Annotated in this window: 10 protein-coding genes; 6 read left to right on the forward strand and 4 right to left on the reverse strand. The window is 65.6% G+C overall.

The window, feature by feature from the left end; genetic code table 11:
* Positions 1 to 93: 93 nt before the first annotated feature.
* Complete coding sequence (locus RBJ75_RS14705; protein WP_044415147.1) at positions 94 to 924, reverse strand: universal stress protein; 831 nt, start codon at positions 922 to 924, stop codon at positions 94 to 96.
* Between the two features lie 294 nt (positions 925 to 1,218).
* On the opposite strand from RBJ75_RS14705, the gene RBJ75_RS14710 reads away from it, so the two are divergent.
* The 6 genes from RBJ75_RS14710 to RBJ75_RS14735 all read left to right on the forward strand — a co-directional run bounded on the left by RBJ75_RS14710 (position 1,219) and on the right by RBJ75_RS14735 (position 6,544).
* Positions 1,219 to 2,052 (forward strand): universal stress protein, encoded by an 834-nt coding sequence (locus tag RBJ75_RS14710; protein ID WP_044415135.1) that lies wholly within the window; start codon positions 1,219 to 1,221, stop codon positions 2,050 to 2,052.
* A gap of 95 nt (positions 2,053 to 2,147) precedes the next feature.
* Positions 2,148 to 2,879, forward strand: coding sequence for a CBS domain-containing protein (locus tag RBJ75_RS14715; protein WP_044415137.1), 732 nt, complete (start codon positions 2,148 to 2,150; stop codon positions 2,877 to 2,879).
* 155 nt (positions 2,880 to 3,034) lie between these two features.
* Positions 3,035 to 4,570, forward strand: coding sequence for a sensor protein FixL (gene fixL, locus RBJ75_RS14720; RefSeq protein WP_044415139.1), 1,536 nt, complete (start codon positions 3,035 to 3,037; stop codon positions 4,568 to 4,570).
* On the forward strand, positions 4,560 to 5,174 hold the full coding sequence (fixJ, locus tag RBJ75_RS14725; protein WP_044415141.1) for a response regulator FixJ: 615 nt from the start codon (positions 4,560 to 4,562) through the stop codon (positions 5,172 to 5,174). The genes fixL and fixJ overlap by 11 nt, the downstream gene beginning before the upstream one ends.
* A gap of 84 nt (positions 5,175 to 5,258) precedes the next feature.
* Positions 5,259 to 5,651, forward strand: a complete 393-nt coding sequence (locus RBJ75_RS14730; protein ID WP_276156918.1) for a response regulator transcription factor — start codon at positions 5,259 to 5,261, stop codon at positions 5,649 to 5,651.
* Positions 5,652 to 5,851: 200 nt separating this feature from the next.
* Entirely contained in the window at positions 5,852 to 6,544 is a 693-nt protein-coding gene (locus RBJ75_RS14735) for a helix-turn-helix domain-containing protein (protein ID WP_044415914.1), read from the forward strand.
* A 47-nt stretch (positions 6,545 to 6,591) separates the two neighbouring features.
* On the opposite strand, the gene RBJ75_RS14740 is transcribed toward RBJ75_RS14735, so the two are convergent.
* From RBJ75_RS14740 to RBJ75_RS14750, 3 genes are read right to left on the reverse strand one after another with little or no spacing between them, the layout of a single operon-like run.
* Positions 6,592 to 7,956: an NADH-quinone oxidoreductase subunit N gene (locus RBJ75_RS14740; protein ID WP_044415916.1), complete on the reverse strand. Its 1,365-nt coding sequence runs from the start codon at positions 7,954 to 7,956 to the stop codon at positions 6,592 to 6,594.
* Entirely contained in the window at positions 7,953 to 9,398 is a 1,446-nt protein-coding gene (locus tag RBJ75_RS14745) for a NuoM family protein (protein ID WP_276156919.1), read from the reverse strand. Before RBJ75_RS14745 ends, RBJ75_RS14740 begins: the two co-directional genes overlap by 4 nt.
* Positions 9,389 to 11,455, reverse strand: coding sequence for an NADH-quinone oxidoreductase subunit L (locus tag RBJ75_RS14750; protein ID WP_044415911.1), 2,067 nt, complete (start codon positions 11,453 to 11,455; stop codon positions 9,389 to 9,391). The genes RBJ75_RS14745 and RBJ75_RS14750 overlap by 10 nt, the downstream gene beginning before the upstream one ends.
* Positions 11,456 to 11,457 lie beyond the last annotated feature (2 nt).

Consider the following 11,457-nt stretch of genomic DNA (forward strand, 5'->3'; position numbering starts at 1 on the left):
GCTCACTCCAACCTGTCGCGGCCGTCCGGGTGAACCGCGGTATTTTCGCTTGCGATCGACTCCTCATATAAGGCCATAGATATGGCGATGCGACTACCGAGACAACAGTACGGCGCGGCTGCCCTGCTCGACCAGATGCCTGGTGACGCCGCCCAGAATCCATTCGCGAAACCGCGAATGGCCATAGGCGCCAGCGACGATGACGCCGGCTTCGGTGCTGCCGGCGATTTCGCTCAACTGCGTAGCGGCATGCCCGCAGGCTTCCGGGACCAGACCGGATGCGACGATGTGATGACGCGATAGCCAGTCGACGACGTCAGCGACGCTGGCCTGCGCCGCATCGCGCTCATCGGCCGCCTCGGCGATCGCGGCGACGCTGACGTGGCTGGCATGCCGCAGCAATGGCAATGCGTCGACAATCGCGCGGCGGGCTTCTGGATTGTCCTTCCAGGCCACCAGAACGCGCGACAGGTCGACCCGGCCGGGGCCTTCGGGAACGATCAGCAGCGGTCGGCCGAGTTGCATCACCAGATCGGCAGGATCGGCTTGCGCGAACGGATCGCAAAGCGGATCGCGCACCCCGCCGCCGCTGATCACCAGATCCGCGGCGCGCGCCTGCTGGACGATGTACTTGGCCGGCATCTCCACCGCGGCGCGCCATTCCAGCTCGCGGCAATGCCCACCCATCGACTGGCGGAATTCGGCCTCCAGCTCGACAATGCGTCGCCGGATCTTGGCGTTGCCCTCGTCGAGCAGCTTCTGAGCGGCCTCCCCGGACGTAAAGTAAAGCGGCGCGCTGAATTCCGATGCTGCCGCGCCGATTACGCGGGACTGATACCGCTCGGCGATTTCGCAGGCCAGCGCCAAGCGGACGGTATTGGCCTGATCGAACGCCAGGCTCACCATAACAGACGCATACGTCATCGATTCCTCCACCACTCCTCCACCACGCTTTTTTGGCGCCGCAGGATGCGGTCGGCTCGCAGCCGTCCTACCCCAGGCGCGATGCGCTTCTAGGCTTGCGCGGGCCAAGGCCTGTGAGATCAAGACCAATGCGGCCAAGGCTAGTGCGGCCAAGGCGCGCATATCAAGGCTCGCATATGAAGGATCATTCTGCGCCGAATGCGAGGACGCATGATGAGATAGATCAAAGTGACGGCGTGTTGCGGTGCTATGCTCAGATAAAATAAGCCAAACCGGCGAATGCGGGAGCCTGCAATGCTAAGTGATATCGTCGTTCATATTCCGGCCGATCGCGCTGCGGATGGCATCGTCGCCTGCGCGGTGTCCGTCGCCAAGGCATTCAACGCGCATCTGGACGGCATCGTCTGTACCTACCAGCCGATCAACCCGGCGATCGTGGCCGGCGCGTCGGCCGCCTACTACGCCGCAGCCAGCCAGTACAATACCGACAACGACGAAGCCGCCGCGCGACTCAATCAGTACGAGATCGCGGCCCGGACCGCGGGGATTTCGCACGGCGCCAGAAGCGTCTGCGATAGTCCGGTGATGGCCAATGAAGCGCTGGCGGAGATCTCCCGGCTTTACGATCTCAGCGTGGTCCCACAACCGGATCGCAGCAAGCCCGGCCATCACGACCCGCTTGCCGAATCCGTGCTGTTCAATTCCGGCCGGCCAATGCTGATGGTGCCTTATATCCATACCGGACCGCTCAAACTTGATCGCGTGCTGATTTGCTGGGACGGCGGTCGACCGGCCGCCCGCGCGGTCCACGACGCCATGCCGTTCCTGCACAAGGCGCAAACCATCGACGTGGTTGCCGTCAACGAGGACGAGGAAGAGATCGGCGAAGCGTCATCCGAGGCCCTGATCGCCCATCTGCTGCGCCATGATCTGAACGCCACAGCACATCGCTATACCGCGGAGCCATCCAACATCTACAATTCGATCCTGTCGATGGCCGCCGACAATGGCACCGACCTGCTGGTCATGGGAGGTTACGGTCATTCGCGGCTGCGCGAATTCATCCTTGGCGGCGTCACCCGCGGGATCTTCAAGTCGCTGACGATCCCGGCGCTGATTTCGCATTGAGCGCAACGAACGCAGACGGTTGTTGACTTACCTCAACCTCCTGGCGCATCGCTGCAATAGCTTCGTAGCTAAACAAGATTGAATGGGAGATCCACATGCGCGCGCATCAAATCATGACCCGGCAGGTGGTGACGATCGGTACCGCGGCATCGATCGTCGATGCAGCCAATGCCATGCTGGACAATCACGTCAGTGGGCTTCCGGTGATCGACGACGCGGGCAAGCTGGTCGGCATCGTGTCGGAAGGCGACTTTATCCGGCGCGCCGAAATCGGCACCCAGCGCAAGCGCGGCCGCTGGCTGCGCCTGCTGCTCGGCCCCGGCCGCTCCGCCGCCGATTTCGTGCATGAGCACGGCCGCAAGGTCGGCGAGATCATGACCGGACATCCCTACACCGTGACCGAAGATACGCCGCTCGAGACGATCGTGGAGATGATGGAGAAGAACCATGTCAAACGTCTGCCGGTAATGCGCGGCGACGACATCGTCGGCATCGTCACCCGCAAGAACCTGCTGCGCGCGGTCGCCGATCTGGCGCGCGAAGTGCCGGATCCGACCGCGGATGACGACAACATCCGCGACCGCGTCATCGCCGCGATCGACAGCAACGACTGGCGACCGTTCGGGCTCAGCGTGCTGGTGCGCAATGGCGTGGTCCAGCTCAACGGCGTCATCACCGAGGAACGCTCGCGCCACGCCGCAATTGTCGCCGCCGAGAACGTCTGCGGGGTCAAGGAGGTGCACGACCACCTGTGCTGGGTCGACACGATGTCCGGGTTCTATCTGAATTCGCCGGAAGACGATCCGGCGCACCACAAGGCCGGCTGAACTCCCCGCTCGGCCGCGGCGGCCCTGCCCCCGTCCCCTTCGGGCCGGGCCGACCACCCATCCGCAATCAACATCTCGGATTGGCTGCGCCGGTCATGTTGCGGTTGCGAATGTCGTTGTGATATGAACGACATAATCAACAGAAAAGGCGGAGCGTGAGCGTAACAGTCCAATCTTCCTCCGATCACCCGACGCATGAAGAGCGCCTCAAACGGGGCGTCGACCAAGCGGGCGTCGGGAGCTGGGAGCTGGATCTGGCGACCCACCAAATCGTCTGGTCCGCGTCGGCAAGCAGTCTGCTTGGCCTTTCCGGCGAGCCCTCGATCAGCTACGAGCTTTTTCTGGAGCAGATCGACCCCGACGACCGCGATCGCATCGCGCGGGCGGTCGAACAGGCGATGAAGTCGGAATCGAGTATCGACGTGGAATTCCGGACCGGTGACGCGTCCGGGCCGAGCCGATGGCTGCGCGCACGCGGCGGCGTTGTCCGGCTCGAGCCCGCGACGCCCGGCTATCTGTGCGGCATCCTATTCAATATCGACGAGGAAAAGCGACTGGAGTCGGAACTGCGGATGCAGCAGGGCCAGCTCCGCTCGATTCTCGACACCGTGCCGGACGCGATGATCCTGATCGACGGCCACGGCATCATGCGTTTCTTCTCCAATGCCGCCGAGCGAATGTTTGGCTTCTCCGAAAGCGAAGCGATCGGCCGCAACGTCAGCGAACTGATGCCGCCGATCGATGCGGCGCGCCACGATGCCCATCTCGACCGCTATCGCGCCACCGGGGAGCGGCACATCATCGGCATCGGGCGGATCGTCACCGGCCAACGCAGCGACGGCAAGACCTTCCCGATGCACCTGTCGATCGGCGAGATGCAGTCGGGCGGCAAACAGTATTTCACCGGCTTCATTCGCGACCTCACCGAATATCAGCAGACCCAGGCCCGGTTGCACGATCTGCAATCAGAACTGGTGCACGTCTCTCGGCTGACCGCGATGGGCGAAATGGCCTCCGCGCTAGCCCATGAACTCAACCAGCCGCTGTCGGCGATCAGCAATTATATGAAGGGCTCGCGCCGGTTGCTGGCCGGAAGCAAGGGCCCCAATACGTCGAAGATCGAAACCGCGATGGATCGTGCCGCCGAACAGGCGCTACGGGCCGGCCAGATCATCCGTCGGCTGCGCGATTTCGTCTCGCGGGGCGAATCCGAAAAGCGGGTCGAAAGCCTGGCCAAACTGATCGAGGAAGCCGGCGCGCTGGGGTTGACCGGCGCGCGCGAGCAAGGCGTATTGCTGCGCTTCAACCTGGATCCTGCCAACGACCTGGTGTTGGTCGATCGGGTGCAGATCCAGCAGGTTCTGGTCAATCTGTTCCGCAACGCGCTCGAGGCCATGGCCCTGACGCCGAAAAAAGAGCTATCCGTGTCTAATTTCCGGGTGGCGGACGACATGATCGAGGTGGTAGCGGCTGACACCGGGAGCGGAATTCAGGACGACGTCAGATCGAGCCTGTTCCAGACCTTTTTCACCACCAAGGAAACTGGTATGGGGGTGGGGCTATCGATCAGCCGCTCCATTATCGAGGCCCATGGCGGCCGAATGTGGGCGGAATCCAATAACGAAGGCGGCGCAACGTTCCGATTCACGTTGCCGCTGGCCTCAAGCGCGGACTTAACCGATGCCTCGTAAGGGAAATGTCTACGTCATCGACGACGACGCGGCGATGCGGGATTCCCTGGACTTTCTACTCGATTCCGAAGGCTTCAGCGTCCAGGCATTCGAATCCGCCCAGGCGTTTCTCGACGCGCTGCCGACCGATCCCGGCTGTATCCTCTCCGATGTCCGGATGCCCGGCATCGACGGCATGGCTCTGCTGAAGCGGCTGAAGGAGCTTGGCTGCAAGCTTCCGGTGCTGATCATGACAGGCCATGGCGACGTGCCGCTCGCCGTCGAAGCGATGAAACTCGGCGCGATGGACTTCATCGAAAAGCCGTTCGAGGACGAGCGGCTGATCGGCATGATCGAAGCCGCGCTTCGGCATGCGGCAAGCGGCGCCAAGACCGAGGCGGTGGCCCAGGATATCGCGGCGCGCGTCGAATCGCTCAGTCCGCGCGAACGCCAGGTGATGGACGGCCTGATCGCCGGCCTGTCCAACAAGGTGATCGCGCGGGAGTTCGATATCAGCCCGCGCACGATCGAGGTCTACCGCGCCAATGTGATGACCAAGATGCAGGCATCGAGCCTGTCCGAGCTGGTCCGCCTGGCGATGCGCGCCGGTGCGATCAAAGATTGAGCTGGATCAAGCTGTTTTTCCCAGCAGTTTATAAAGTTAGGCATCCGCAACTCGCAGCCTCGCTAGGCGCAAGAGAACTCCGTGATGTCCGTTCCGCCAGCCAAATCCTTGGTCTATGTGGTCGATGACGACCATGGCGTCCTCGGATCGCTGCGTTTTCTTCTGGAAACCGACGGTTTCGAGGTGCGAACCTTTCGTAGCGGACTGGCGCTGCTTGATGCGGTGGCCGAGCAGCCGGTCGACTGCATCGTGGTTGACTACAAGATGCCGGGCATGAACGGGATCGATCTGGCGAACCGCCTGCGTGAGCGTAACATCAAGGCGCCGGTGGTGATGATCACCGGCTATCCCGATCAAAGCATCATGAACCGTGCCGCGGCGGCCGGCGTCCGCCATGTGGTGCTCAAGCCACACCTCGAAGACAGCCTCGTGATCCACATCCGCGGGGCGATGCGGGAGAGCAGCGCCTCGGCGTAGCCATGGGATTCGGCGCCTGACAGGCCAATTTCGGACGAATTCGGGGCCAATTTGCCGGCTTGGCAGGGGCGGACGACGCTGGCGCATGCCCGCCTCCGTAAAACCACTTAGGTAAACCTACTTAAGATAAGAGGCGAAATACCTCCCCCCGCGATTCTTGCGTAGAAGACTGCCATCCAATTGTAATGTGGAGATGGCAGATGCTGAACCAGTCGCTCAGGACCCAGGCCCCAGCCGCCGTCAAGGCGCCGAGCACCGGCAGTACAGCAGCCGACGAGTTCTACGTTGTGACCGGCCATGCCGGTCTCGTCGCCACCGAATTCTCCTACAAGAAGGAAGAAGAGATCTACGGCGAGGACGAGCCATCGGAATATGTCTATCAGGTGGTTTCCGGAGCGGTGCGCAGCTACAAGCTGCTGTCCGACGGCCGCCGCCAGATCGGCACCTTCTATCTTCCGGGCGACGTGTTCGGGCTGGAATCGGGCGCCACGCATCGTCTGACCGCCGAAGCCATCGTCGACACCACCGTCCGCCTGTTGAAACGCCGCAGCCTCGAACAGGCCGCCGCCACCGACGTCAATGTCGCCCGCAGCCTGTGGGCGATGACCGCCGGCGAGTTGCGCCATGCCGAGGACCACATGCTGCTGCTCGGCCGCAAGAATGCGATGGAGCGCGTCGCCAACTTCCTGCTCGAGATGGACCGCCGGCTCGCGGTCGCCGGATTGATGGCGCTGCCGATGTGCCGCCGCGATATCGGCGACTATCTCGGCCTGACGCTGGAAACGGTGTCGCGGGCGCTGTCGCAGCTGCAAGCTCAGGGCGTTCTCGGATTTTCCGGCGCCCGCCAGATCGAGCTGCGCAACCGCCAGCACCTGCGCAACATGGACGCCTGACGGCATCGCGCCGCTCCAATCCGACCATCGCAATGCGCAACGCCCGCCTATCGCAACGATAGCGCGGGCGTTACGATGTCGATCACGAGCCCGGGCGCCACGCCGAACAGCACGATTAGCGCCGCGCACAGCATCAGCAGGGCGCGATCGCCTAGCGGCAGCGGGTCGGCTTCCACGGCGCCAACGCCGATGAACGGCGCCGTGAAGAACCGCGCATAATAGTAGAAGCCGAGCCCCGATCCCGCCGCCACGACGCCGAGCAGGGTCCAGCCGCCGGTCTCGACCAACACCCTGAACAGATACAGCTTGGCGATGAATCCGCCCGCCGCCGGCAACCCGGCCAGCGACAGCAGCGCCAGCGACAGCGCGGCCGCTTCCAGCGGACGGCGGCGCACCAGGCCATGCAGATCCGGCAACGTCGGCGCCTTGCCGAGCAGCGCCGAGGCGCAGAGCGCGCCGATCAGCGCCGGCGCGTAGATGGCCAGATAGAACAGCACCGCCTCGTCGGCGCGCGGCGACGCCGCGGCCAGCAGCACGGCGATGTAGCCGGAATGCGCGATGGTCGAATAGCCCAGCATCCGCGGCAGCGCCGGCTGCCGCAGCGCCAGCAGATTGCCGACCAGGATCGAGGCCGCGCCGAGCGCGGCGAGGCCGCTGCTCCATAGCGGCTCGGGCAGCTGCGCCGTTGCGTTCAATCGCAAAATCGCGACCGCAACCGCCCCTTTCGACACCACGCCCGCCAATGCGGCGGCGCCGGCAGGCGCGCCCTCGAAGGCGTCGGGCGTCCACATGTGAAACGGCGCCAGCGAGAATTTGAACGCCAGCCCCGCCAGCAGCAACGCGGTGCCGAGCGCGAATAGCGCGCCGTGACCGCTCCATCCGGCAAAGGCCAGCGCGCCGGTCTCGGCATAGATCAGCGCCACGCCAAGCAGCAGCGCCGCCGTCGCCAACCCGCTCATCACCAGGAATTTGTAGCTGGCCTCGAGCCCCGGCCGCGACAGCAGGAACGCGAACAGCGCGATCAGCGACAGGCTGATGATCTCGATCCCCAGAAACAGCGTCGCGGCATGGCCCGCTGCGGCCAGCGTCGCGGCGCCGAGCGCCGCCAGCACCAAGAGCGACGGCGCCTCCTTGGCGCTGCCGCCGCGCAGGAACACCAAGGCGGCGAGCGACGACAGGCTCGCATAGACGATGCCGAACCGCGCCGGCCCGTCATCCATATACAGCGTGCCGATCGGCGCCGGCGACGCCCCGGCGCGCAGCAGCACCAGCCCCGCCGCCAGCGCCAGGCTAAGCGCCGCGGCGGCGCGCACCAGTTCGGCCCGCGCCAGCGGCGCCAGCATCATCGCCGCGACGGCGCCGATGGCGAGCGCTCCGATCGGCGAGAGTGCGGCGAGTTGGGCTGCGTTCATGGCAGCTGCGGCGCCAGCGCGGCCCGGATCGCCGGCTCGAGCAGGCCAATCAGGCTTTGCGGATACAGTCCGACGGTCAGAGTGCCGGCGGCGAGCACCAGCACCGCGCCGTATTCCCGCAAGGTGAGATCGTGAACCGCCGCATCCAGCCGGGCCTCGCCGAACACCAGCCCCTTGAGCAAGCGGGTGGCGTAGATCACCGAGACCACCAGCGTCGACAGCGCCGCCAGCGCGAAGATCCAGGTGACCTGGAACAGGCCGACCACCACAAGCGCCTCGCCGGCGAAATTCGCGGTGCCGGGCAGCGCCAGCAGGGCCGCGCAGAACAGCGAGAAGGCGGCGGCGAAGCGCGGCGCGTATTGCTGCAGCCCGCCGAGCTGGCGCAGGTCGCGGCTGTGGGTGCGCTCATACAGCGCGCCGATCAGCAGGAACAGCGCCGAGGCCGAGAACGAATGCGCGATCATCTCGACCGCGGCGCCAGCCAGCGCGTAGTGCACGCCGGCCGAGATGCCCATCAGGATGATGCACATATGGGCGATCGACGTATAGGCGACCAGCCGCTTGGCGTCGTTCTGGCCGCAAGCGACCAGGCCGCCATACAGCGCGCCGACCGCGCCGAGCGCGATGCCATAGGGCGCCACGGCGGTCAGGCCGTCCGGAAACAGCATCGGGCCGAACCGGAACAGGCCATAGGCGCCGGTCTTCAGCAGCACGCCGGCGAGCAGGATCGAGCCCGCGGTCGGCGCCAGCGTATGCGCCTCCGGCAGCCAGGCGTGGAATGGCGGCACCGACAGCTTGACCATGAAGGCCAGCGAAAAGCCGAGCAGCATCCAGACCTGGACCGGCGTCGAGAACTTCATCTGGGCCAGTTCGAAGGCGTTGAAGGTCATGTGGTCGGCCAAAGCCGCCAAGGCAAAGGCCGAGGCGAGCAGGCCGAAGCCGGCGACCGCGTTGAAGATCAGGAATTTGAGCGCCGCGCCTTCCTTGTCGCCGTGGCCCCAGATCGCGATCAGGGTGAAACTCGGGATCAGCATCGCCTCCCAGAAGAAGGCGAAGATCAGCAGATCGAACGAGATGAAGACGCCGACGGTGGCCCCGACGGTCCAGCACAGGCAGGCGTGAAACAGTCCCGAATCGCTGCGGATCTCCTGCCACGAGGCGGTCACGCAGATGATCCCGAGAACCGCCGCAATGCCGACCAGCGCCGCCGACAGGCCGTCGATCGCCAGATTGATCGAGATGCCGAAGGACGGCACCCAGGGATAGTCGAACCGCGCGTACCAGCGCGCATCGGGCGCGCCGACGACGATCGCGACCAGCACGACCAGCATCAACGCGAAGGTAGCGATCGTGACCCAGCGCTCGGCCTCATGGCGGCCCGCAACGACAAATGCAATCACGCCGCCGATCACCGGCAGCAGCAGGAGCGCGATCAGCGCCATGATGTCCCCCAGGCAAACAACAAAAGCCCCGCACAGCCGAGCGCAATGCCCAGCGAATGGTCGCGCAGCCGGCCGGTCTGAATCCGACGCGCCTCGGCCCAGACCGCACCCAGCGCGCCGGCAAAGCGCATCCACGCCTGATCGATCCGGTCAGGATTGAACCGTGCCACAAAATCCCGGACAAAAAACCGCGCGAACCGCGTCAGCAGCCGGCCGACCGGATCGCCGCCGACGAAGCGGACCAATGCCGCATCGTCATCCCTGTCATCCGGCGCGCGCTCGGCCCGGCCAACGGTCTGGCCGAGCGGATCGTCGGACACTAATCCGACCGAGTCATTGATCGATGTCAGACCAGCCGGTTGGCGGACCCGGCGCGGATCTTCCGTCTCGCCCGCCTCGGCAGCGCCGAGAACCTTGGTGATACGGCGGAAATTGCGCACCAGTACGAGATAGTAGATGGCATCGACCCGGAATGCGCGCAGATGCCGCAGTCGGGTGGCAAATTGCTCGAAGGCTTGCGGATCGCGCACCGCCTGCCAGGCCAGCGCCGCGCCGAGAATCGGCGCCGCGGCGCCGAGCAGCGTCGCCAGCACCGGCAATTCGTGCGGCGCGCCGCCGGCAAAACCGATCAGCGCATCGACCGCAAAACCGCCGGCCACCGCGACGAAGGCCAAAGTGAACAAAGGCAGCAGCGTTGCCAGCCCGCCCCATGGCGGTGCCACGACATCGCTGGTTTCGCTGGACGCCACCAGCACCGCGCGAAACGCGTAGGTTGCGGTCAGCACCGCGGCGAGCGCGGCCAGCACCCATAGTGGCGCGCCCCACGCTCCGCTGGTCAGCACCGCGGCCAGCACCGCTTCCTTGGAGTACCAGCCGGCGGTGACCAGCGGCAAGCCGGCGAGCGAGGCCGCGCCGATCGCAAAGCTCCAAAACGCCAGCGGCTGGCGGTTGCGCGAGCCGCGCAGCGCCGCGATCGCGGTGGAGCCGCCGGCGGCGTGGCTCAACACCCCGGCGCTGAGAAACAGCAGCGATTTGAACGCGGCGTGAATCGCGAAATGCGCCAGCGCCACCGCCGGCGCGCCGACGCCGAGCGCCAGCACCATGAAGCCGATCTGGCTCATGGTCGAGAACGCCAGCATCTTCTTGACGTCGCGCTGGATCACCGCGGCGAGCGCGCCAAGCGCCGCGGTGGCGATGCCGAGCGTGACGATGCCGGCGGCGATCTGGGGCGTCGCGGCGAACAGCGGCGCCAGCCGCACCAAAAGGATCACGCCGGCCGCCACCATGGTGGCCGAATGCAGCAGCGCCGAGACCGGCGTCGGCCCCGCCATCGCGCTGGGCAGCCAGGTGTGAAACGGAATCTGCGCCGATTTGCCGAGCGCGCCGAGCGCGATCAGCCCGGCGATCGCCGCCAGCGGCCAGGCGTCGATCTGCGGGACCGCCGCCAGCATGCCGTCGAACCGGGTGGTGCCGGCGGCGAGGAACAGCAGCATCAACCCGCCGAGCAGAAAGGCATCGGCGACGCGCGTGGTCACCAGCGCCTTTTGCCCCGCGGCGATCGCCTTGGGCAATTTGCAGTAATAGGCAATCAGCATGAAGCTGCACAGGCCGATGATCTCCCAGCCGAGGAACAGCAGCAGCACGTCGGCGGCCAGCACCACCGCCAGCATCCCGGCGAGAAACAGATTCATCTGCGCGAAGTAGCGCCGCAGATCGGCGACGGGTTCGGCCGCCATATAGGCGCTGGAATACAGCAGCACCAAAGAGCCGACCACCGCCACCGTGATGCCGGCGACCACGCTCAACGGATCCAGCGACATCGCGATCTGCGCCACCACCGCGCCGGCATCGATCGACAGAATCGGAACGATCGTCGGCGCGTCGCAGCCGCCGCCGACGCAGGACGCCACCACCGGCGCCAGCAGCAGCGCCGGCAAGCCGCCGGCGACGACGCCGATCATCATGATCGCCGCGCGCGACAGGGTGACCGGCACGAAGGCCAGGATCAGAAAGCCGAGTAGCGCCGGCACCGGCACGAGGGGGAGCATGGAGGCCATGG

It is taken from the genome of Rhodopseudomonas sp. BAL398, from assembly GCF_033001325.1.
In the GTDB taxonomy this organism is placed as follows: Bacteria; Pseudomonadota; Alphaproteobacteria; order Rhizobiales; family Xanthobacteraceae; genus JARJEH01.

Bases quoted from the DNA above. Each gene is read 5' to 3' on its own strand.
- RBJ75_RS14735 (WP_044415914.1), top strand. From the start codon at position 5,852: ATGCTGAACCAGTCGCTCAGGACCCAGGCCCCAGCCGCCGTCAAGGCG.
- RBJ75_RS14740 (WP_044415916.1), bottom strand. From the start codon at position 7,956: ATGAACGCAGCCCAACTCGCCGCACTCTCGCCGATCGGAGCGCTCGCC.
- RBJ75_RS14715 (WP_044415137.1), top strand. From the start codon at position 2,148: ATGCGCGCGCATCAAATCATGACCCGGCAGGTGGTGACGATCGGTACC.
- RBJ75_RS14730 (WP_276156918.1), top strand. From the start codon at position 5,259: ATGTCCGTTCCGCCAGCCAAATCCTTGGTCTATGTGGTCGATGACGAC.
- RBJ75_RS14750 (WP_044415911.1), bottom strand. From the start codon at position 11,455: ATGGCCTCCATGCTCCCCCTCGTGCCGGTGCCGGCGCTACTCGGCTTT.
- RBJ75_RS14745 (WP_276156919.1), bottom strand. From the start codon at position 9,398: ATGGCGCTGATCGCGCTCCTGCTGCTGCCGGTGATCGGCGGCGTGATT.
- fixJ (WP_044415141.1), top strand. From the start codon at position 4,560: ATGCCTCGTAAGGGAAATGTCTACGTCATCGACGACGACGCGGCGATG.
- RBJ75_RS14710 (WP_044415135.1), top strand. From the start codon at position 1,219: ATGCTAAGTGATATCGTCGTTCATATTCCGGCCGATCGCGCTGCGGAT.
- RBJ75_RS14705 (WP_044415147.1), bottom strand. From the start codon at position 924: ATGACGTATGCGTCTGTTATGGTGAGCCTGGCGTTCGATCAGGCCAAT.